Source organism: Mesorhizobium sp. Root554 (genome assembly GCF_001427025.1).
GTDB lineage: Bacteria > Pseudomonadota > Alphaproteobacteria > Rhizobiales > Rhizobiaceae > Mesorhizobium.
Genome location: NZ_LMGA01000001.1, coordinates 3145534 through 3168120, shown reverse-complemented (window position 1 = coordinate 3168120; position 22587 = coordinate 3145534). Strand labels below are relative to the sequence as shown.

The window sequence follows — 22587 nt, the reverse complement described above, 5'->3', positions numbered from 1 at the left end:
CACCGGAAGTGTGGCGAAATGGAAGCAGCTTCGGCCGCTTTCATTGCGCCCGGCCATCAAGCTCTCGACTCCTGCGGGTGCTCACCCTAGTTTGCGCGGCAACAGGCTCGGGCGGCGGCGCGTGAAAAAACTGATCTTCCTTTTTCTCGGCTTGATGTTGATCGCGGCAGCGTTGCCGGCGACCGCGGCGACCCTTGTGCCGCCCGGCAACCGGAATGCCGAACAGCCGCCGATCCCCGGCGCATCGAGCCGGCGCACGCAGGCCACCAACACGACCTTCCAGGCGAAGTATCGCAAGGTCTATGCGCTGCTGCAGAACGATGGCGGGCTTCGTTCGAAGATTCGCGAAGCGGCCTCCCGCTACGGCATCGATCCGATGCATATCGTCGGCGCCATCGTCGGCGAGCACACCTACAATGTCGACGCCTACGACCGGCTGCAGACCTACTACGTCAAGGCGATCTCCTATTTGTCGCGCAAGCTGACCTTTTCCTACGAAGGCGAGGACATCACCGACTTCGTGCGACGGCCGCAGTTTTCCCGCTGCGCCGGCCAGAGCGGCAGCTATGACCTCTGGGCCTGCCGCGAGCAGGTGTGGAACCGTTCCTTCCGGGGCAAGACGGTGGGTGGCGAAGGCTTTCCCGACAACCGCTTCGGCGCCGTGTTCTTCCAGCCATATTATGCCGGCCAGACCTTTGGACTTGGACAGCTCAACCCGCTCACCGCGCTGCAGATGAGCGACCTCGTCAACCGCGTTTCGGGACTGCCGAAACTGGACGCCAGCGATCCGAACGAGGTCTACAAGACCATCATGGACCCGGACCTGACGCTGAACTACGTGGCAGCGACGCTGAAGACATCCATTGATGCCTATCGCCAGATCGCCGGCTACGACATTTCGAAGAACCCGGGCATTACCGCCACGCTTTACAATGTCGGCAATCCCGAACAGCGCGCCTACGCACTGAAGGCGGAGAACGACCGCCGAATTGCGGCCGGAGAGCCGGCGAAAATGCCCGAGGAAAATTACTACGGCTGGCTGGTCAACGACAAGCTGCCCGAGCTTCAGGCGCTTTTCTAACGATTGACGCTATTGCCGGAACACCAACTTTGGCTACATCTGAACGGGCCAAAAACACCTTCAGCACTAGCTTGACGTCGATTTCCTGTTTGGAATAAATGTTTCATCCAAGCTGAAGTTTGGTTTCCATATTCTGAAATGCGGATGCTGCCTCCTCGCGGCTCCGGGAGGAGAATCTCATGACGGTTCGTTTTGGCCTGCTTGGCGCAGGCCGCATCGGCAAGGTGCATGCCCGCGCCGTCGGCGCCAACCCCAATGCGCGGCTGGTCGCGGTAGCGGACGCTTTCGAAAAGGCGGCCAGGGAAATATCCTCCCTATACGGGGCCGAGGTGCGTACGATCGAAGCCATCGAAAAGGCCGACGACATCGACGCCGTGGTCATCTGCACGCCGACCGACACGCATGCCGACCTGATCGAGCGCTTCGCCAAGGCCGGCAAAGCGATCTTCTGCGAGAAACCCGTCGACCTCGACGTCAAGCGCGTGGAGAAGTGCCTGGCCGTGGTGGAGAAGACCAGAGCGGCGCTGATGGTGGGTTTCAATCGCCGCTTCGACCCGCATTTCATGGCGGTCAAGAAGACCATCGATGACGGCGCCATCGGCAAGGTCGAGATGGTAACGATCACCTCGCGCGATCCCGGCGCGCCGCCGGTCGATTACATCAAGCGTTCGGGCGGTATCTTCCGCGACATGACCATCCACGATTTCGACATGGCGCGTTTTCTGCTGGGCGAAGAGCCGGTGTCTGTCTCGGCACACGCCTCGGTGCTGGTCGACAAGAAGATCGGCGAAGCCGGCGACTACGATTCGGTCAGCGTCATCCTCGAAACCGCGTCGGGCAAGCAATGCGTCATCTCCAACTCGCGCCGCGCCACCTATGGCTACGACCAGCGTATCGAGGTGCATGGTTCGAAGGGCATGGTGGCTGCCGAGAACCAGCGGCCGGTTTCAATCGAAATCGCCAACGACAAGGGCTACACCCGCCCGCCGCTGCACGACTTCTTCATGACGCGCTACATCGATGCCTATGCCAACGAGATCGCCGCCTTCATCGACACGATGAGCCGCAAGGGCAAGGCCTCGCCGAGCGGCGCCGACGGGCTGGCGGCGCTGAAACTCGCCGACGCCGCATTGAAGTCGGCGAAGCAAGGCAAGACCATCCGCATCCAGGCCTAGGTCCTGGCTTCGAAACCTGACCGGAGGTCACCATGTCCGAGATGACGACGCGCAACGCCAAGACCAAAGCACTGATCACCGGCGGCGCGCAGGGCGTCGGCCTTGCCGTTGCGCGCCAGCTGATCGACGAGGGCTGCCGGTCGCTGGTTCTGCTCGGACGCTCCGAGGAAAAAGGCCGTGTCGCCGTCGCCGAACTGGAGAAGCTTGGCGCCGAGGCGATTTTCATCGCCGCCGATCTTGCCGACCCGAATGAATGCCTGAAGGCCGTCGAGACCGGCATCAGCCGTTTTGGCAGCCTCAACGCGCTGGTGAACGCAGCCGCGTCGGCCGCGCGCGGTTCGCTGGTGGAGACCACGCCGCAAATGTTCGACGACATGTTCGACACCAATGTGCGCGGACCGTTCTTTTTGATGCAGGGGCTGGTGAAGCACCTGCTGGAAACGAAGCAGCCGGGGTCGATCGTCAACGTGCTGTCGGTCAACGTCCATGGCGGCCAGTCCTTCCTGTCGTCCTATTCGGCCAGCAAGGGTGCACTGGCGACCCTGACCAAGAATGTCGCCAACGCCTACCGCCGCAACCGCATCCGTTGCAACGGCGTGCTGCCGGGCTGGATGGACACGCCCGGCGAAGCGCAGACGCAGGCCAAATTCCATGGCGCGGGCGCGGACTGGTTGCAAAAGGCCGAGGCCGCCGCGCCGATGGGCCAGCTTGCCAAGACGCATGAGCTGGCCGGGCTGATCACCTATATGCTGTCGCCGCAGTCCGGCATCATGACCGGTGCGCTGATCGACTACGACCAGCATGTGGCGGGCATCATCGGCGAGTAACGACATCGTGCGTGACAAACGCCCAAGCTTCGGCTATTAGGCCTGCATGATCAACCTGACCGCCTCGTTTTGGTATTTTAGCTACTCGCTGGCGGCGGGAGGATTGCGCTCGATCTAAAGATTGCAGCATCAATATCCGAACAGCCGCCAGACCTGGCGGCTTTTTTGTTTCAGCCGGCAGGTCTCCAAATCTGGAGCAGAAAGCCGTGTTGACCACCACAGACGACCTTCGGGTCACCCAACTCAAGGAACTGAGCACACCTGATCAGGTGATGCAGGAAATCCCGCGCACGCTGACGGCGACGCGCACCGTCACGGCGTCGCGCAACGCCATTCATGCCGTGCTGACCGGCGTCGACGATCGGCTGATCGTCGTTGTCGGGCCCTGTTCGATCCACGACCCGGCCGCGGCCGTGGACTATGCCAGCCGTCTGGCGGCGCTGCGCGAAGTTCTTTCGGACCGGCTCGAGATCGTCATGCGCGTCTATTTCGAAAAGCCGCGTACGACGGTCGGCTGGAAGGGCCTGATCAACGATCCCGACCTCAACGGCAGCTTCAACATCGACAAGGGATTGAGGCTGGCGCGCAATGTGCTGGCCGCCGTCAACAATCTCGGCCTGCCGGCGGCGACCGAATTCCTCGACATGACAACGCCGCAATACATCGCCGACCTTGTATCCTGGGGCGCCATCGGAGCGCGCACGACCGAAAGCCAGATCCACCGCGAACTGGCGTCCGGCCTGTCCTGTCCGGTCGGCTTCAAGAACGGCACCGATGGCAATCTGCGCATCGCCGCCGACGCGGTGAAATCGGCCGCGCAGCCGCACCATTTCATGGCGGTGACGAAGGCCGGACGCAGCGCCATCGCGACAACCACCGGCAATGAGGACTGCCATGTCATCCTGCGCGGCGGCCTGACGCCCAATTATGACGCGGCGAGCGTCGATGCGGCCTGCGCCGAACTTCTCCGCGTCGGCATCGTGCCGCGCCTGATGATCGACGTCAGCCATGCCAACAGCTTGAAGAAGCCGGAGAACCAGCCCACGGTCGCCGCCGATGTGGCCGGCCAGGTCGCCGCCGGTGACGACCGCATCATCGGCGTCATGGTCGAAAGCAATCTGGTTGCCGGCCGGCAGGATGTCGTTCCCGGCAAGCCACTGGTCTATGGGCAGAGCATCACCGACGGATGCATCGACTGGGAGACGACGGAGACGGTGCTGCGCGGGCTGGCCGACGCGGTCGGAAAGCGTCGGGCGTCACGGGACGCCGTAGTCGCCAAGCGTTCCGGGGTAGCCTGAAGGCAAGGAGCGACGAAGCTGGGGAGCGGCGTTACCGTTCCCCCAGCCGATATCTCAGCGCACGTCCACCCAACGTTCCTGCTCGAACGAACGGGCCATGGCGTGAACGGTGCGCTCGATCTCCAGCCCGTCGTCGAAATCGATCAAACGGGTGTCGCGATCACCCCTGATCGCGGCCAGGAGTTCCCGACATTCGACGATCTTGAGGTCGTTGAACCCCAGACCATGGCCGGGAGCCGGAACGAAGTCGCCGTAGGGTGTGTGCTGAGGGCCAACGAGAATCGTGCGGTAGCCCTGCTCGGCCGGGCGGTCCGAGGTGACGTAGAGTTGGAATTCGTTGAAACGTTCCTGGTCGAACAGGATCGAGCCTTTCGAGCCGAATATCTGGACGGCGATGCGCCCCTTGCGTCCCCAGGCCGAGCGGTTGACCTGCAGCGTGCCCGACATGCCGTTTTCCAGCCGCATCAGCACGCTGGCGATGTCATGCGTTTCGACAGCGCGACTGTTGCCGCCGGCCGTGCGGCGCTCAGCATAGGGCCTGGCCATGTCGCAGATCACGCGGCTCACCCGTCCGAACAGGACCGCGACCAGCGACAGCGGATGCACGGCGAAATCATCCAGCGCGCCATAGCCCGAGCTTTTCTCGTGCTTCCAGCCGAAGAGCGCGTCCGGATCGGCCATGAAGTCCTCGTCCATCTCGATGCGCAGATGATTGAGGTCGCCGATCACGCCTTCCGCCAGCAGCGTTCCGATATGGCGGATCGCCGGGCTCTGTATGTAGTTATAGCCGAGGGCGGCGATCCTGCCGGATCGTCTGGCGGCTTCCGTCATGGCTTGCGCGTCGGCAAAGGCCGGCGCCATCGGCTTCTCGCACCAGACATGTTTGCCCGCCGCCAGCGCGGCGATCGCCATCTCGGGGTGAAACTGGTTCGGCGTGGTGATCGAAACGACGTCGACCTCAGGATCGTTTACGACCGAACGCCAATCCCCGGATGCCTTTTCAAAGCCGAATTCGACACCCTTACGGCTGGCCAGTTCCGCATTCGCCTCGCCAAGATGAACCAGCCTCGGTCTGTCAGCCTGCGGAAAAACCGCGCTCACCGCGTTCCAGGCAATGGCGTGGCATTTGCCCATGAACCCCGTGCCGATCAGACCGACGCCTACCATGCCTGCTTTCCTCCCAGAACTTTGTGGATGACGTAGTCCGTTATTCATGAAAATGGAATGGATGAATCATTCGCCATGACGACGCGGCACGGTCCGGCTATTGTGCCCGCACAGCAATGACAGGACGCACGATGGACGACCGGCTGCCCCGCGACTTCGAGACACTGCGTTCGGCCATCCTCGAGCGGCGGCAGAACCTGCCCAAGCGCATCGCGCAGATCGCCGCCTATGCGCTGGACAATCCGGACGACGTCGCCTTCGGAACCGCCGCCAGCATCGCGACGTCGGCGGGCGTGCAGCCTTCGACGCTGATCCGCTTTGCCCAGCAATTCGGCTTCGATGGCTTCACCAGCCTGCAATCGGTGTTCCGGGAGCGGTTGCGGGAGCGTAATTCCTCCTATGAGGAACGATTGAACGCCCTGCGCGCCGAGGCGGATTCCGGCACCGGCCATCGCGGCATTTTCGAGGGCTTCGTCGCCGCGGCGACAACGTCGCTCAACGACATTGCGCGCGCGGTCGACGAGGAGCATCTGGACCGCGCGGTCAAGCTGCTGGCCAAAGCCGAGACCATCTATATCCTGGCGCGCCGGCGCTCCTACCCCGTGGCCAGCTACCTCGCCTATGCGCTGAGCAAGCTTGAGATCCGCTGCCAACTTGTCGAATCCGCGAGCGGCCTCAACGCCGAGATGATCGGCTTCGCCAAACCCGGCGACGCGGCGCTCGCGATCAGCTTTTCGCCCTACGCGCCGGCGACCATCGAGGAGGCGCGCGCGATTTCCGAACGAGGCGTGCCGCTGGTGGCGATCACCGATTCGTCCTTCTCGCCGCTCGCCCAGTTCGCCACCGTCTGGTTCGAGGTCGCCGAAGCGGATTTCGCTGGTTTCCGCTCCCTGTCCGCCACCATCGCGCTGGCCATGGCCTTGGCGGTCAGCGTTGCAGAACATCGGCGTGTCTCCGGCTAGATCCAACTTAGGAATGTATATTCCACATTGACTGACGGATGGAATTAATATTTCGTATTGCATATTCGCGCGGCGGGTCCGCGCCGCGCCAGCAGCCTGTGGGAGGACATGATGATCGAAGCGGTGGACGCCAGGGCGTCGCTGGATGTCATCACCATCGGCCGCGCCTCGGTCGACCTCTACGGCCAGCAGATCGGCTCGCGGCTGGAAGACATCGCCTCCTTCGCCAAGTCGGTTGGCGGCTGCCCAGCCAATATCGCCGTCGGCACGGCGCGGCTCGGCCTGCGCTCGGCCCTGCTGACGCGTGTCGGCGACGAGCAGATGGGCCGCTTCATCCGCGAGCAACTGGTGCGCGAGGGTGTGTCGGTCGCGGCGCTGAAGACTGACCCCGAGCGGTTGACGGCGCTGGTGCTGCTTTCGGTCGAGGACGAGGGCGTCTCGCCCATGATCTTCTACCGGACCGACTGCGCCGACATGGCGCTGGCGCCGGACGATGTCGACGAGGCATTCGTCGCCACCGCCCGCGCCGTCGTGGTGACCGGAACGCATTTCTCGCGCGAAAACAGCGCTGCGGCCCAACGCAAGGCCATTCGTATCATGAAGGCGAAGGGCGGCAAGGTCGTGTTCGACATTGACTACCGGCCCAATCTTTGGGGCCTCGCCGGACACGCGGAAGGCTTCGGGCGTTATGTTAAATCCGATCGCGTCTCTGCCGAGATGAAGACCGTGCTTCCCGACTGCGACCTGATCGTCGGGACCGAGGAGGAGGTGCTGATCGCCTCGGGCGAAAGCGACCTGCTGGCGGCGCTGAAGACCATCCGAAAATTGTCGGTTGCAACCATCGTGCTGAAGCGCGGCGCCCAGGGTTGCATCGTCTATGACGGTCCTATCAGCGATGACCTCGAAGCCGGCATCGTCGGCAAGGGTTTCGCCATCGAGGTCTTCAATGTGCTGGGCGCCGGGGACGCCTTCATGTCGGGATTTTTGCGTGGCTGGCTGGGCGGCGAAAGCCTGGAAACCGCGGCGACCTGGGCCAATGCCTGCGGCGCCTTCGCCGTATCGCGGCTGCTCTGCGCTCCGGAATATCCGACCTTCGAGGAGCTCACCTATTTTCTCAAGCATGGCAGCCGCCATCATGCCCTGCGCAAGGACGCGGAGATCAATCATATCCATTGGGCGACGACGCGGCGGCGCGATATTCCGTCGATGATGACATTTGCCATCGACCATCGGTCGCAACTCGAAGCCATCGCCGACAAGGCCGGGGCAGACCCGGCACGTCTCAACGCCTTCAAGGTACTGGCGGTGAAGGCGGCAACAAAGGTGGCCGATGGCCGCGACGGCTACGGCATGCTGCTCGACGAGAAATATGGCCGCGAGGCGATGTTCGAGTTCGCCCGGCATCCGTTTGCCTGGCTCGGCCGCCCGGTCGAGCTTCCGGGCTCGCGGCCGCTGCGGTTCGAGTTCGGCCAGGATATCGGCTCGCAGCTCGTCGACTGGCCGGTGACGCACTGCATAAAGTGCCTGTGCTTCTACCATCCCGACGATCCGGCGGCGTTGAAGGAAGAACAGCAGCAGAAACTGCTCGCCCTGTTCCAGGCGTCACGCAAGGTCGGCCGGGAGTTGCTGGTCGAGATCATCGCCGGCAAGCATGGGACGCTGGAGGCCGACACGATTTCGCGGACGCTGGACGAGCTTTATGAACTCGGCATCAAGCCCGACTGGTGGAAGCTTGAGCCGCAGGCATCACGTGCCGCATGGAAGAACATCGAAGCCACCATCGCCAATCACGATCCGCTGTGTCGCGGCGTGGTGCTTCTCGGGCTGGAGGCACCGCAGAAAGAGCTGGAAGCGGCTTTCGCCGCGACCGCCGATGTCGGCATCGTCAAGGGTTTCGCTGTCGGCCGCACCCTGTTCGCCGACGCCGCCGAGCAGTGGCTGGCCGGGACGATGGATGACGAGCAGGCCATTGCGGACATGGCAGGCCGTTTCGAGAAATTGACCAAGGCCTGGCTTGCCGCGCGCAACCCCAAGGCGGCATAAGGCTGGCGGAGGAGAAGCGACCATGACCAAAACCATCCGCCTGACAATGGCGCAGGCGCTGACCCGTTTTCTGACGCGCCAGATGACAGTGATCAATGGCGAAAGGCTACCGATTTTCGGTGGCGTCTGGGCGATCTTCGGCCACGGCAATGTCGCCGGCATCGGCGAGGCGCTCTATGGCGTGCGCGAAGACCTGCCGACCTATCGCGCCCATAACGAGCAGGCGATGGCGCACGCGGCGATCGCCTATGGCAAGGCGAATTTCCGCCGCCGTTTCATGGCCGCGACCAGTTCCATCGGCCCCGGCGCGGTCAACATGGTGACGGCGGCAGCACTTGCCCATGTCAACCGGCTGCCGGTGCTGTTCCTGCCCGGCGATGTCTTCGCCAACCGCATCCCGGACCCGGTGCTGCAGCAGGCCGAGGACTTTTCCGATGGCACGGCAACGGTCAATGACTGCTTCCGGCCGGTGTCGCGCTATTTCGACCGCATCACCCGGCCCGAGCAGATCATTCCGACCCTCAATCGGGCCCTGCAAGTGCTGACCGACCCGGCCGAATGCGGACCGGTAACGCTGTCGCTCTGCCAGGACGTGCAGGCCGAAGCCTATGATTATCCGACAAACTTTTTCGAAGAGCGCATCTGGACGCCGCGACGGCCCCGCCCGGACCGCCATGAACTTGCAGCAGCGGTGGCGGCATTGAAGGCAGCCAAGAAACCGCTGATCATTGCCGGCGGTGGCGTGCTCTATTCCCAGGCTTCGGAGGAACTCGACCGTTTCGCCAAGGCAACCGGCATCCCGGCGTGCGAGACTCAGGGTGGAAAATCCGCTCTGCCGGATACACATGACCTCAACATGGCGGCGGTTGGCGTCACCGGCACCTCCGCCGCCAACCGGCTGGCCGAGGAGGCCGATGTGGTGCTTGCAATCGGCACCCGGCTGCAGGATTTCACCACCGGTTCCTGGGCGCTGTTCAAGAATGCCGGGAAAAGGATTGTCGCGCTCAACGTGCAGGCTCTCGACGCCGGCAAGCATCGCGCCCTGCCGCTGGTGGCCGATGCGCGGGAGGGACTTGCCGAACTCACCGAAGCGCTGAAGGGCTGGAAAGCGCCATCCGCGTGGACGGACAATGCCCGCGCCGGCAAGACGGCGTGGCAGGAAGAAGCGGCGACGGTTACGGCCACGACCAATGCGGCGTTCCCCTCCGACGCGCAGGTAATCGGCGCTGTCCAGCGCGTCATGGGATCTGGCGCAACCGTGCTGCACGCAGCGGGCGGCCTGCCGGGCGAAATGCACAAGCTATGGCAGGCCGGCGCGCCCGGCTCCTACCATGCCGAATACGGCTTCTCGACCATGGGCTACGAGATCGCCGGCGGGCTTGGGGCAAAAATGGCGAAGCCCGACCAGGAAGTCGTCGTGATGATCGGCGACGGCTCCTACCTCATGCTCAATTCCGAGATCGCCACCTCCGTGATGCTGGGCCTGAAGCTCACCATCGTGCTGCTCGACAATCGCGGCTTCGGCTGCATCAACCGGCTGCAGATGGCCACCGGCGGTGCCAACTTCAACAATCTCCTGAAGGACTCGCGGCACGAGGTCCTTCCGGATATCGACTTCGCCGCGCATGCGGCGAGCCTCGGTGCGATTGCGAAGAAGGTCTCTTCGATTCCGGAACTGGAAACGGAGTTGGCGGCAGCGAAGACGAACGAGCGCACGACAGTCATCGTCATCGACACCGACCCGCTGGTTTCGACCGAGGCCGGCGGTCATTGGTGGGACGTGGCGGTGCCGGAGGTGAGCGCACGCGCGCAAGTCAACGCCGCGCGCAAGGCTTATGAGCAGAAGCGGCGGACGCAGAGCGTAGGGGACTGATATCTTGAAAGCCAAACTGGGGATGTCCCCGATCGCATGGTGGAATGACGATCTTGTCGAACTCTCCGACGACGTGTCGCTCGAGGAATGCCTGCGGCAGTCGCGCTCGGCCGGCTTCACCGGCATGGAAAAGGGCCGGCGCTTTCCCGACGACCCCGAGACCATGCTGCCCATTCTCAGACAAGCGGATGTGACGCTGTGCGGCGGCTGGTTCTCCGGCACCCTCGTCAATGAGGAGTTGGCCGTCAACAAGGACCGCATCCAGCCGATGATCGAGCTGTTCAAGGCGGTGGATGCTCCGTGCATCGTCTATGGCGAGGTGGGGCGCTCAATCCAGGGTGATCGCTCCAGGCCGCTGGCAACGAAGGCGGTCCTCTCCGACGACGAGATGAAGGCTTATGCGCGCAAGGTCACTGAATTTGGCGAATGGTGCTCCGACCAGGGCATGCCGCTGTCCTACCATCACCACATGGCGGCAGTGGTGCAGTTCGAGCACGAACTCGACGCGTTCATGAAGCATTCGGGCCAAGGCATTCCGCTGCTGCTCGACGCCGGTCACCTGGCCTTCGCCGGCGGCGATGTGCTCGGCGTCATCGACAGGCATCATGCGCGCATCAACCATGTGCATGTAAAGGATATCCGCAAGCCGGTGATCGCGGCGCTCGATTGGGAGAAGCAATCCTTCCTCGACGCCGTGGCGCTCGGCGCCTTTACGGTTCCTGGCGACGGCTCGCTGGATTTCGCGGCTATCGTGCAGAAATTCGCCCATTATGGCTATGAAGGCTGGTTCGTGGTCGAAGCCGAGCAGGACCCGAAGAAGAATCCGCCGCTCAAGATGGCCGAGGTCGGCCACAAGGAATTGATGCGGGTGATGACGGCGGCGGGCTACACTGTGGAGACGCAGGGCTTTCCGGCACGCTAGGTTTCGTGCAGGGACCGTATCCGCGAGAGGACGAGACAATGTCGAACGGCAGCCAGCATCCATTCCTGCGGCCCCTGTGGCGGCGCGTCGCGCTAGTCGCGGTGTGCTTCATCTGGGCAGGGATTGAATTTTACGCCGGTTCGCCGAACTGGGGAACTATGGTGGCGGCGCTCGGCGTCTATGCCGCTTGGCAGTATCTCTATGCCTACAAGCCTGCGCCGGAGGCATCCACCCCGGAGGTAGGCACGACGCAGGCAAGCGCGGCGGAAAACACCGACCCGGGCGCCAAGGACTGATCGGAAGGACATCATGTCGAAACTGCTCGTAAAGGCGCAACAAGGCGAAGGCCGTGTCGCGCATGTGACGCCGCAAAACGCCGGCTGGACCTATGTCGGGTTCGACCTGCACCGCCTGGCGGCCGGACAGACGGTTTCCATGGACACCGGTTCCCGCGAGGCCTGTCTGGTTTTCGTTACGGGCAAGGGCAAGACGACGGCCGGCGGTGAGGATCTGGGCGAGCTTGGCGAGCGCATGTCGCCGTTCGAGGGCAAGCCATGGTCGGTCTATGTGCCGCAGAATTCCAGCTGGTTGGTGACCGCGACCACGGACGTCGAACTGGCCGTCTGCACCGCGCCCGGCCTCGGCGGCGGGCTGCCTGTGCGGGTGATCAGGCCGGATGCGCTCGGTCAGGAAACGCGCGGCAGGGGGACCAACACACGCTATGTCACCAATATCCTGCCGGAAGGCGAGCCGGCGGATTCGCTGCTGGTGGTCGAGGTGATTACGCCCGGCGGCCACACATCGAGCTATCCGCCACACAAGCATGATCGGGACAATCTGCCGGCCGAATCCTATCTCGAGGAAACCTACTATCACCGCATCAACCCGCCGCAGGGTTTTGCCTTCCAGCGCGTCTATACCGACGCCGACGCGAATGGCGTGCGTGATCTTGATGAGGTCATGGCGGTGGAGGACGGCGACGTCGTGCTGGTGCCGAAGGGTTATCATCCCTGCGCGGCCTGCCACGGCTACGACCTCTATTACCTTAACGTCATGGCCGGACCGAAGCGGACGTGGAAATTCCACAACGCGCCGGAGCACGAGTGGCTGATGAAGGCATAGGCCTGCTGACTAGCCTATCCGCAGCATGTGGTTGTCCCAGACATAGTCCGGTTCGGAAACGGACCGCCCGCCCGGCTCAGCGATAACGCCCATACCGGTGGATACAATGAAATCCGGGCCGTCGGGCGCAAGGCCGCAGACCTCGACCATGTCGTTCGATGCGATGATGCCGCCGGTCTTTGCATCCATCACGACGAAAACATTTCCCTGCGGCGACGACACGGCGACAGTTCCCGCCTGCGGATTGGCGGCGACCGAGCCAATGTAATTCCGGAAGCCGTTCAGCACCTTTTCGGGCATGTCGATGAGTTTCAGTTCCCTGCCGCGTTCGGCGCGGCCGACCAGCAAAGGCCGCTCGGTGACCGGCCCGCGATGCTGGCAGCCGAACCACACCGCCCCTGACTCGTCCGTGGCCATATGGCGGATCGATAGCTTGTGCAGGTCGGGCGCAAGCTCATGCTTCTCGATCAGGTCGCCGGTCAGGCGGTCGACCAGCACGTAGGACGGCTTCATCGTCGCCAGATTGAGTTCGGCGCGGTCGAAATCCGGATGGGTCTCGATGCCGCCATTGGCTATCGCCAGCGTCGTGCCGTCGCCGAGCAGCAGAAGCTCGTGCGGGCCGACGCCGTAGGTGGGGAACTCGCCGATGCGCCGGAACCCGTGGCCGGCATCGTAGACGCCGACCATGCCGGCGGCGTTCTCGAAATCGTTTTCCGTGGCGTAGAGCAGCTTGCCGTCCTTGGAAAAAACGCCGTGGCCGAAGAAGTGGCGGCCGGCGATGCTGGCGATAGTCTGCGGCTTCTGTCGGCCAGTGTGATCGAACACCACGGCGAATGTGCCCGGCTGCCGCGCAAACACCACGGAACGCTTCGAGACCGGGTCGAAAGTGACATCGTGCCCCCGGTCGGGCAGGTTTACCGTATGGAGCACCTTGCCCGCTTCCGAAAGGACAGCCGCGCCGTAGCTGCCGTCACGGCGCATGAAGGCGGTGGCGAAGATGGCATCCGCATTCAGTGTCGCCGCCCAGGCGGACGGGGCCATGGCGGCGATGAAGCCCGAACCGGCGGCCTTGAGGAAATCGCGGCGGTCAATCAGCGGGGTGCGCATGGCGTCCTCAATCCCCGTCCAGCGACGAGAAGCCGGCGCTCAGGCCGAACTCACCCGACAGCCTCACGCCAAAAAGAGTCGACAGGCTGCTGGTGACCAGCGCGAAATGGTCGAGTTTTGCCCGCCTGGCGGGATGGGCCAGCACTTCGTCAATCGGTCCCGAAGCCGCCCTGCCGTCGGCCGCGCCATTGGCAAGCTGGATATGGATCGACTCGGCGATCCAGCGCGAATCGGGATTCAGCGCATCGGCGATATGCGACGCCCGGAAAAGCCGGTCCATGCCATCGAGATTGGCGCCCAGGGCCGCGCCGGTGAGACCGGAACGCCAGAACACCGCGCTTTTCGGCTTGTCGGCATCGGGGTCTGCGCCGAGAAAGCTTTTCAGGCGCTGGTCGCGCACCAGTTCGAGCCCGTTGATGAAGACGCCGACGAGTTCCGTGATGGCTTCAGCGCCGTTGCGATAGACCGGATTGTCTGGGCCCGGATTGGCCCACAACGCCGCAAAGCCGTCAGGCTTGGCCCACGCCTCAGTGACCGAAGCGGAAATCGCCTCGATGTTGCCGGCAATGGCGGCGGCGTAGGCGCAACGGTAGGGATCATCTTTGCCAGCCAGCGCTTCGGCGCCAGTGCCGTAAAGGACGAATTCCAGTGCGCCGAGCCCCTGCATGGCGACGCTCTTGCCCGCCAAGGTTTTCGAGTCGGCAGCGGTCTGGTCCTTGCGCGCCAGCGCCGCCTGCACCTGCTTCAGGCCGATGCTCTTGCGGTCCGGCCAATAGAGCATCCGCTCCAGCCTATTGTCCTCGGTGATCGGACCGAAGCGGATGATCTCGACCGAGGACCAGGCGTCGATCAGGCCGGCGAACTCCGCCCGGGCCATGTTCAAGGCCTGCTGGCTCGGTGCGCCGCAAAGGGCTTCGATGCCCTTTTCCGCGTCGCCGGCCTTAACGGCCAACTCGGCGTAAGCCGGGCGAACAAAACCGTCGACCGCCTGCCGAACGATCGCCGATGCGTCGGCGGCAGCGGCGGGCGACCCGCATCCCATCAAAACGGCCAACACGCCGCCGGCAAAAGCAAGGCGTTGCAGCATCACAGCGACTCCAGAAACTTGATCAACGCCGCGCGTGTTTCGGCATCGGCGGCGGCGAAACGGTCACGCGCCTTTTGCGCCTCGCCGCCGTGCCACAGAATGGCTTCCGTCAGACTACGCGCACGTCCGTCATGGAGGAAAAACGTATGCCCGTTGACCCGTTTCGTCAGGCCGATGCCCCAGAGCGGCGGCGTGCGCCATTCGTTCCCCGTGGCCTCCCCAACGGCCTGTCCGTCCGCAAGTCCCTCACCCATGCCGTGCAGGAGGAAATCCGAATACGGCCAGATGAGCTGGAACGACTGCGCCTTGTTGGGCGTATCGCGGCGGGTGACGAATTTGGGCGTGTGGCAGGAGATGCAGCCCATCCCGTAGAACGCCTGCTTGCCGGCCAGGACATCCTTCCTGCCGATGTCGCGGCGGGCGGGCACGGCAAGATTCTGCGAGTAGAAGGTGACGAGATCCATGACCGGCGGCGGGGCCTCGACCGGTCCCAGCCGTTCCTGCACGCCGTTCGGCAGGGCGAGGCAATCGGCCTCGGCCTTGGTGCAATCGCCCCAATGATGCGGTACTTCCGGCGTCGAAATGCCGATGTCGCCAGCGAAGGCGTCGGCCGATTGCTGGCGGATGGACGGTGTCTGCGCCTTCCAGCCGAAGATGCCGAGCGTGTGCTTGCCGGTCAGCTCGTCGGGCACCATGTTCGGCTTGCCGGAAATACCGTCGCCATCGCGGTCATACGGATCGGCGTGGGCGAGGACATCGGCAGGCGCGATCTGTTCGACCAGACCGAGACCGATCATCGGCGGTGAGATGCGCGGCGACAGCGTCGTCGTGGGATCGAGCGGACCGTAGGCGAGGTCCTCGACTCGATAAGACGGCTTGCGCAGGGAAACCACGGCGCCATCGCCGAGCGTTACCGGCGTTTCCGCGTAGGTGACCCGCATGCGGCCCTCACCCTTGAGGCTGGGAACGGCAAGGTCCTGCAGTTGCGCGCCATAGGTCGTGTCGGGGAAATTCAGCACCCGGCCTTCGGCGCGCGCCACCTTTTCCTCGTCGGTCGATGCCTCGCGCGCCAGCCGCAGGAACATCGAGGTGGCGTCCGGATTGCCTTCGGGCGGATGGCCGCGACCATCCTTGAGATGGCAGCTCTGGCAGGCGCGGGCGTTGAACAGCGGGCCAAGGCCGTCGGATGCCTGCGTCGAGGACGGCGACGACACCCAGTTCTTGCGGAACAGGGCATTGCCGAGCTTGAAGGCGCCCTCCTCCTCGAACGTGATGTTGGCGGAGGATTGCGAGAAGGAATCGGCGTTGACCCGCTTGCGCGACGTGCCGGCGCCGCCCTGCATCAGCTCGAACTGCTCGGGCCTCGAGAAATCCGCCGTCGGCCTGGTGATCGCCTCGACGCGGGCGAGGTCTTTCGCGGAAAGATCGGTGCGGACGGTGGAGAGGTTCGGGGAGACGATATCGCCGGCAAATATCGCCGTCGGCCACGCCGCGACCAGAGCAACGGCGGTGAAGACAGCGAGGGGGCCGAGCGCGTGCTTCTCCCCGTTCACGGGGAGAAGATGCCGGCAGGCAGATGAGGGGCGGCGCGAACCTTCCAGAGGGTAACGCTGCCCCTCATCCGTCTCGTCGCGAAACCTTCGCGCCGTGAACGGCGAGAAGGAACCCGGCGACGCGCGGCGCAAAAAACCTAGGATGCGCCGCATTCCATGTCCTTAAGCCTCGCCGACTTCAGCCTTGTCGGCGGATTCCGCGTTGAGCTGGCCGTACTTCTCCTCGCCCAGCGAAGCGAGCAGGTCGAGCTGCGTCTCGAGGAAGTCTATGTGGCCTTCCTCGTCGGCAAGTAGCTCCTCGAACAGCTTCATGCTTACATAGTCGCCCAGCTCGTTGCAGATTTCGCGCGACCGCTTGTAGGCGGTGCGGGCGTCGTATTCGCCGGCAAGGTCGGATTCCAGCACTTCCTTGACGTTCTGGCCGATGCGCAGCGGCGCCACCGACTGGAGGTTCGGATGCCCTTCCAGGAAGATGATGCGGGCCACCAGCTTGTCGGCATGATGCATCTCTTCGATCGATTCCGCGCGTTCCTTGCGGGCCAGCTTGGTGTAGCCCCAGTCTTCCAGCAGCCGGAAATGCACCCAGTACTGGTTGACGGCGCCGAGCTCCAGAAACAGAGCCTCGTTAAGCCGCTCGATGACCTGTGGTTCGCCCTTCATGGGTTCTGCTCCCGTATTGGACGCGCAAGCCTCTCACGCGGTCCAGGTGTGAAACGATATCCACGCCGTTCGCCTCCGAACGGGCGTGGTAATTTTCGGTGACGCGAATGATCGTTTCCACCACATTTGGGAAGCAGCCGCAACAGCGTCCGCGCTTGTGCATCGCATGATAGACCTTCGCGGGCACGATAAGCTGCCAGGGATCCTGGTCGAGCAGACCGATGATCGTCTGCTCGATCTCCTTCTCGGTGATGATGTTGCAATGGCAGACTAGCATTTCTCGTATGAACTCATCTGGCTGACGGCGCGCTCATCGCGCCGTCCGGCTGGATTGTTGTCGGCTTACTGGAAGACCTTGTCGGGGGAGTCCAGGCTGTCCGATCCTTCGAAGGCGATGGTGTCGAGCTTGAGCGTCGAAACGACGCGTTCGATCGACTTGGTCTGGTCGACAAGCGCATCGATCGCGGCCTGCACGGTGGCGTTGCCTTCCGTGTTGCCTTCGCCGATCTGCTGGTCGTAGGCCTCGCCGCCGACGGCGCGGGCCTGGATCGCCTCCATCCTGGCGACCGTCGCGTCGAGCTTGCCGGTGAGTTCCCTGTCAAGCGCGGGATCGGCCGCCTTGACCAGGTCGGACACTGACGGGCCTTCGACCACGGAGCCGTCGACGCGCTTGTAGCTGCCGATATAGGCGGAGCGGATGCCGACCGCATCTTCCAGATGCGAGATATGGGTGTTGTCGGAGAAGCAGTCATGCTCCTCCTCCGGATCATGCAGCAGCAGGCCGAGCTTCATGCGCTCGCCGGCGAGTTCGCCGTAGGACAGCGAGCCCATGCCGGTCAGGATCGTGGAGATGCCGGCGTTCGGCTCGCCATCGACGAGGGTCTTGCGGGCCGCGCCGCCTTCCTGCCAGTTGCCGACCATTTCCTCAATATCCGACACCAGAAGATCGGAGGCGGCCTTCAGATAGTCGGCGCGGCGGTCGCAATTGCCGCCGGTGCAATTGGTCGTATCGTAGTCGGTATAGGGCCGCTTGCCGGCGCCCGGCCCGGTACCGTGCAGATCCTGCCCCCAGAGCAGGAATTCGATGGCATGGTAGCCGGTGGCGACATTGGCTTCGATATCGCCGGCTTCCTGCAGCGTGCCGGAGAGGAATTCCGGCGTCAGCTTCGACGCGTCGATCTTCTTGCCGTCTATCTCGATTTCCTTGTTGGCGATGACGTTGGCAGTGTAGAGCGCGTTCTCATCGGAGTCGGTGCCATAGGCCTGGTCGACATAGTCGATGAGGCCTTCATCCAGCGGCCAGGCGTTCACGCGGCCTTCCCAATCATCGACGATGGCATTGCCGAAGCGATAGACCTCGGTCTGTTGGTAGGGAACGCGCGACGCCTTCCAGGCTTCGCGCGCCGCGGTCAGTGTCTCGGCCGAGGGCTTGGCGATAAGCGCGTCTACCGCGGCGTCGAGCGCCTTGGCGGTGGTCAGCGAATCCTCATATTTGGCGAGCGCGATGTCGGCATAGGTCTTGATGACTGCCTTGGCGTCGGGTTCGGCCTTGGCCGGCAGCACGAAGGCGGCCGCAGTGAGCGCGGCTGTCGCGCCGATGGCGGCGAGCCTGCCGTACCGCAAGGCACCCAGGGTTTTGTTCATCGTCATCTCTCCTGGAAAATTGCTGAAACAGGGCGCCCGTGGCGCATGTTCAAAAAGCTGGACGGGATTCGGCGAGCGCCTGCTGTCTGCAAGGCGCTGGAATCGATGCGGGGACGCTTGACCCCGCGGCAGGACAGTTCAACCAGCAAAATCACCGACATGCCTCCAATCGAAAGGGTTCAAGGCCCAGCCATCAAAGGGAAAGCGCCTGTAGCGCTCCGCCTCATAAAGTGGAGAAAAACAGGAAAGTCAAATCAAATCGCCAGGAAAAACCAATCGAAACAATAGTTTAGAATTATTCTAAACTGCATTAGTCATGTTTTCGGAGAGATGGTGCGTCGTTACGAAGCCACCCATGTCTTGACAGTCAGCGCTGGCGATGCGACCCGAAGTGGCCTTGCGGTGAAGCTGGACAATCGCCACCTGCTGCGGACCAGAACAGATTCAAGAAATTGACCGTCATGGACAACAGCGTCGTTATCGTAGGAACCGGACATGCAGGCGTACAGGCCGCCGCCAGCCTTCGCGAGGAAGGCTTCGAAGGGCCAGTGATCCTGCTGGGCGAAGAGTCCGATCTTCCCTACCACAAGCCGCCATTGTCGAAGACCTTTATCAAGGATGCCGAAGCGAAGCCGCAACCCTTGCGTGGCGAGGTGTTCTACACCGGTAATGCCATCGATTTCCGCCCTGGCCTGCGCGTCGAACGCATCGACCTTGCCGGCCGGCAACTGGAACTCGCCGGTGCCGGCGCACTGCCCTTCGGCAAGCTGATCCTGGCGACCGGGTCGCGGCCGCGGCTCCTGCCGCTGCCCGGAGCCGATCTTGCCGGCGTGCTTTCCTTGCGGTCGCTCGGCGATGCGCGGCTGATCCGCGAGATCAGCGCCGGATGCGAAGACGTGGTCATCCTTGGCGGCGGCTTTATCGGACTGGAAATCGCCGCGACGCTTTCCGCCGCGGGTCGCAAGGTGACCGTAGTCGAAGCCGTCGACCGCCTGCTGGGCCGTGTCGTGGCGCCCGCCATCGGCAGCCACGTGCGGCAGCGGCTGGAGGCGATGGGCGTGCGGGTCATCACCGGCACGACAATATCGCACCTCGAAGGCGAGAACGGGCACGTTACGGCGGCGGTCACTTCGTCAGGTGAACGACTGCCGGCCCGCATGGTCATTGTCGGCATCGGCGTCGTGCCCAACATCGAGCTGGCCGCGGCCGCCGGCATCGAAACCGGCAACGGCATCCGGGTCGACGGACAGATGCGCACCTCGGCCCCGGATGTCTTCGCGGTTGGAGACGCCGCGCTCTACCGGCACTGGCTGACCGGCGGCGACGCGCGGCTGGAATCGGTCCAGAACGCCACCGACCAGGCCAAGTTGGCGGCGAAAACCATCGTCGGGCATTCGGGCGGCTATGGCGCCGTTCCGTGGTTCTGGTCGGATATCGGCGATATGAAGCTGCAAATGGTGGGATTGCCGACGGGCGGCGACAGCCATGTCATTTCCGGCGATCCCGCCGAAAACAAATTCTCGATCTACCACTATGCCGGCGACCGGCTGTTGGCGATCGAATCCATCAACAAGCCGGCCGACCACATGCTGGGCCGCAAGATGATCGGCGCCGGCTTCTCGCCGTCACGCGAAATGGTCGCGGCGGGCACCGACGCGGTCAAGCCGGCGCTGGCGGCGTTCGAGCAGGCGCAATCCGCTACGGCCGTTGGATAAGTATTTTCCCTGGTCGGCCGAAATGCGGCATGTGACGGCCGGTAAGACCGCCAAGAACCCCCAAGATGCTTAGGGTTGGATGCTTGCGCGCCGCGCGCCCTGTTCTTATATACGCCCCACAACCGTACGGACCGCGTCAAAGCTGCGGCGCCGTGCGGAATTCTTGTGAACAGGGGCTTTCGCTGGAACGCCTGACAGGGTCCTTGAAAGCCTGCTTGATGGAGAGACTGAACCAATGGCAAAAGTAATCGGCATCGACCTTGGAACAACCAATTCCTGCGTCGCCGTCATGGACGGCAAAGACGCCAAAGTGATCGAGAACGCGGAAGGCGCGCGCACCACGCCGTCGATCGTCGCTTTCAGCGGCGACGGCGAACGTCTCGTCGGCCAGCCGGCAAAGCGTCAGGCGGTCACCAATCCCGAAAACACCATCTTCGCGGTCAAGCGCCTGATCGGCCGCCGCTACGACGATCCGGTGACCGAGAAGGACAAGAAGCTTGTCCCCTACAAGATCGTCAATGGCGACAATGGCGACGCGTGGGTCGAGACCAACGGCAAGAAGCAGTCGCCTTCCCAGATCTCGGCGATGATCCTGCAGAAGATGAAGGAAACGGCGGAAGCCTATCTCGGCGAGAAGGTCGACAAGGCCGTCATCACCGTGCCCGCCTATTTCAACGACGCCCAGCGCCAGGCCACCAAGGACGCCGGCAAGATCGCCGGCCTCGAAGTGCTGCGCATCATCAACGAGCCCACGGCCGCGGCACTCGCCTATGGCCTCGACAAGAAGGAAGGCAAGACGATTGCCGTCTACGACCTTGGCGGCGGCACCTTCGATATTTCCGTACTGGAAATCGGTGACGGCGTCTTCGAGGTGAAATCGACCAATGGCGACACCTTCCTCGGCGGTGAGGACTTCGACATGCGGCTTGTCGAGTACCTGGCGTCCGAGTTCAAGAAGGAACAGGGCATCGACCTGAAGAACGACAAGCTTGCCTTGCAGCGCCTCAAGGAGGCGGCGGAAAAGGCCAAGATCGAGCTGTCGTCCTCGGCGCAGACCGAAATCAACCTGCCCTTCATCACCGCCGATGCTTCGGGTCCGAAGCACCTGACAATGAAGCTCACCCGCGCCAAATTCGAACAGCTTGTCGATGACCTGATTCAGCGCACCGTCGGGCCTTTGAAGGCAGCGCTCAAGGATGCCGGGCTCAAGGCTGGCGAGATCGACGAAGTGGTTCTGGTCGGCGGCATGACCCGCATGCCCAAGGTCCAGGAAGTCGTGAAGCAGTTCTTCGGCAAGGAGCCGCACAAGGGCGTCAACCCGGATGAGGTTGTGGCGCTTGGCGCGGCGATCCAGGCCGGCGTGCTGCAGGGCGACGTCAAGGACGTGCTGCTGCTGGACGTGACCCCGCTTTCGCTCGGCATCGAGACGCTGGGCGGCGTGTTCACGCGTCTTATCGAACGCAACACGACGATCCCGACCAAGAAGAGCCAGACTTTCTCGACTGCCGAGGATTCGCAGTCGGCGGTGACCATCCGTGTCTTCCAGGGCGAGCGCGAAATGGCGGTCGACAACAAGGCGCTTGGCCAGTTCGACCTGGTCGGCATCCCCCCGGCGCCGCGCGGCGTGCCGCAGATCGAGGTCACCTTCGACATCGATGCCAACGGCATCGTCAACGTGTCGGCCAAGGACAAGGGCACCGGCAAGGAGCACCAGATCCGTATCCAGGCTTCGGGCGGTCTTTCCGATGCCGACATCGAGAAGATGGTCAAGGACGCCGAGGCCAATGCCGAGAGCGACAAGCAGCGGCGCGGTCTGGTCGAGGCCCGTAACCAGGCCGAGGCCCTCGCGCATTCCGCCGAGAAATCGCTGAAAGATTATGGCGACAAGGTCTCCGAGGCTGACCGCACCGCGATCTCCGATGCAATCGCGGCGCTCAAGACCGCCGCCGAAGGTGACGACGCAACTGAAATCGAAGCCAAGAGCCAGGTGCTGGCGGAAGCTTCGATGAAGCTCGGCCAGGCCATGTACGAAGACTCACAGAAGGAAGCCGCCGAGGCCGACGCCCGGGCGGATGCCGCAAAGGACTCGGATGTCGTCGACGCCGATTTCGAGGAACTCGACGAGAACGACGACAAGAAGAAGTCGGCCTGATCGCCCGGTTTTACCTGAAATGCCAAAAAAGCCCGGAGAAAATGCCGGGCTTTTTTGCAATCTTGACTGAAAAAGTGGAACTGAACCCGTGCCGGCACTGGCATCGGCGACGCATCACACCTAAATCGGAACCAGTCTTTTTAAGATGACCGGTCGGGCATTGAACAAGACGCATAGAATGCGCAACGCGACATGCGAC

The 22587-nt window shown here is 63.3% G+C and carries 19 protein-coding genes; 12 read left to right on the top strand and 7 right to left on the bottom strand.

What is annotated here, in order from left to right:
• The first annotated feature begins 154 nt into the window (after nt 1-154).
• From ASD44_RS15400 to ASD44_RS15385, 4 genes are all read left to right on the top strand, one after another.
• Nucleotides 155-1081, top strand: a complete 927-nt coding sequence (locus tag ASD44_RS15400; RefSeq protein WP_200946472.1) for a DUF1402 family protein — start codon at nt 155-157, stop codon at nt 1079-1081.
• A 179-nt stretch (nt 1082-1260) separates the two neighbouring features.
• Complete coding sequence (gene iolG / locus ASD44_RS15395; RefSeq protein ID WP_056113818.1) at nt 1261-2256, top strand: inositol 2-dehydrogenase; 996 nt, start codon at nt 1261-1263, stop codon at nt 2254-2256.
• A gap of 32 nt (nt 2257-2288) precedes the next feature.
• Nucleotides 2289-3083 (top strand): SDR family oxidoreductase, encoded by a 795-nt coding sequence (locus tag ASD44_RS15390; protein WP_056113815.1) that lies wholly within the window; start codon nt 2289-2291, stop codon nt 3081-3083.
• A 206-nt stretch (nt 3084-3289) separates the two neighbouring features.
• Nucleotides 3290-4381, top strand: coding sequence for a 3-deoxy-7-phosphoheptulonate synthase (locus tag ASD44_RS15385; protein ID WP_056113812.1), 1092 nt, complete (start codon nt 3290-3292; stop codon nt 4379-4381).
• Nucleotides 4382-4435: 54 nt separating this feature from the next.
• Here ASD44_RS15385 and ASD44_RS15380 read toward each other — a convergent pair whose 3' ends face one another.
• Nucleotides 4436-5548 (bottom strand): Gfo/Idh/MocA family oxidoreductase, encoded by a 1113-nt coding sequence (locus ASD44_RS15380; RefSeq protein ID WP_056113809.1) that lies wholly within the window; start codon nt 5546-5548, stop codon nt 4436-4438.
• Between the two features lie 131 nt (nt 5549-5679).
• Here ASD44_RS15380 and ASD44_RS15375 point away from each other — a divergent pair, with 131 nt between their 5' ends.
• The 6 genes from ASD44_RS15375 to iolB all read left to right on the top strand — a co-directional run bounded on the left by ASD44_RS15375 (nt 5680) and on the right by iolB (nt 12470).
• On the top strand, nt 5680-6510 hold the full coding sequence (locus ASD44_RS15375) for a MurR/RpiR family transcriptional regulator (protein WP_056113805.1): 831 nt from the start codon (nt 5680-5682) through the stop codon (nt 6508-6510).
• Nucleotides 6511-6621: 111 nt separating this feature from the next.
• Entirely contained in the window at nt 6622-8553 is a 1932-nt protein-coding gene (iolC, locus tag ASD44_RS15370; RefSeq protein ID WP_056116310.1) for a 5-dehydro-2-deoxygluconokinase, read from the top strand.
• Between the two features lie 22 nt (nt 8554-8575).
• Nucleotides 8576-10426, top strand: a complete 1851-nt coding sequence (gene iolD, locus ASD44_RS15365; protein WP_056113803.1) for a 3D-(3,5/4)-trihydroxycyclohexane-1,2-dione acylhydrolase (decyclizing) — start codon at nt 8576-8578, stop codon at nt 10424-10426.
• 4 nt (nt 10427-10430) lie between these two features.
• Complete coding sequence (gene iolE / locus ASD44_RS15360; RefSeq protein WP_056113800.1) at nt 10431-11348, top strand: myo-inosose-2 dehydratase; 918 nt, start codon at nt 10431-10433, stop codon at nt 11346-11348.
• A 38-nt stretch (nt 11349-11386) separates the two neighbouring features.
• The gene (locus ASD44_RS15355) at nt 11387-11644 is read left to right on the top strand and encodes a hypothetical protein (protein WP_056113796.1); all 258 of its coding nucleotides are present in this window, start codon (nt 11387-11389) and stop codon (nt 11642-11644) included.
• 13 nt (nt 11645-11657) lie between these two features.
• Nucleotides 11658-12470, top strand: coding sequence for a 5-deoxy-glucuronate isomerase (iolB, locus tag ASD44_RS15350; protein ID WP_056113793.1), 813 nt, complete (start codon nt 11658-11660; stop codon nt 12468-12470).
• Nucleotides 12471-12479: 9 nt separating this feature from the next.
• Here the strand turns inward: iolB and ASD44_RS15345 are convergent, their stop codons facing one another.
• The 6 genes from ASD44_RS15345 to ASD44_RS15320 all read right to left on the bottom strand — a co-directional run bounded on the left by ASD44_RS15345 (nt 12480) and on the right by ASD44_RS15320 (nt 18521).
• A complete protein-coding gene (locus ASD44_RS15345) occupies nt 12480-13577 on the bottom strand; it encodes a DUF1513 domain-containing protein (protein ID WP_056113790.1) in 1098 nt (365 codons plus the stop codon).
• A 7-nt stretch (nt 13578-13584) separates the two neighbouring features.
• Complete coding sequence (locus ASD44_RS15340; protein WP_244478843.1) at nt 13585-14619, bottom strand: imelysin family protein; 1035 nt, start codon at nt 14617-14619, stop codon at nt 13585-13587.
• Between the two features lie 44 nt (nt 14620-14663).
• Nucleotides 14664-16139 (bottom strand): di-heme oxidoredictase family protein, encoded by a 1476-nt coding sequence (locus ASD44_RS15335; protein ID WP_244478842.1) that lies wholly within the window; start codon nt 16137-16139, stop codon nt 14664-14666.
• A 240-nt stretch (nt 16140-16379) separates the two neighbouring features.
• Entirely contained in the window at nt 16380-16877 is a 498-nt protein-coding gene (gene bfr, locus ASD44_RS15330; RefSeq protein WP_056113781.1) for a bacterioferritin, read from the bottom strand.
• On the bottom strand, nt 16843-17154 hold the full coding sequence (locus ASD44_RS15325) for a (2Fe-2S)-binding protein (RefSeq protein ID WP_056113777.1): 312 nt from the start codon (nt 17152-17154) through the stop codon (nt 16843-16845). The genes bfr and ASD44_RS15325 overlap by 35 nt, the downstream gene beginning before the upstream one ends.
• 65 nt (nt 17155-17219) lie before the next feature.
• Nucleotides 17220-18521 carry an imelysin family protein gene (locus ASD44_RS15320; protein ID WP_056116308.1) on the bottom strand — a complete coding sequence of 434 codons (1302 nt, stop codon included), beginning with the start codon at nt 18519-18521 and terminating at the stop codon, nt 17220-17222.
• Between the two features lie 461 nt (nt 18522-18982).
• Here ASD44_RS15320 and ASD44_RS15315 point away from each other — a divergent pair, with 461 nt between their 5' ends.
• Together ASD44_RS15315 and dnaK are read left to right on the top strand one after the other, a co-directional pair.
• The gene (locus tag ASD44_RS15315; RefSeq protein WP_056113774.1) at nt 18983-20236 is read left to right on the top strand and encodes an FAD-dependent oxidoreductase; all 1254 of its coding nucleotides are present in this window, start codon (nt 18983-18985) and stop codon (nt 20234-20236) included.
• Nucleotides 20237-20471: 235 nt separating this feature from the next.
• A complete protein-coding gene (gene dnaK / locus ASD44_RS15310; RefSeq protein WP_056113770.1) occupies nt 20472-22388 on the top strand; it encodes a molecular chaperone DnaK in 1917 nt (638 codons plus the stop codon).
• The last annotated feature ends 199 nt before the right edge of the window (nt 22389-22587 follow it).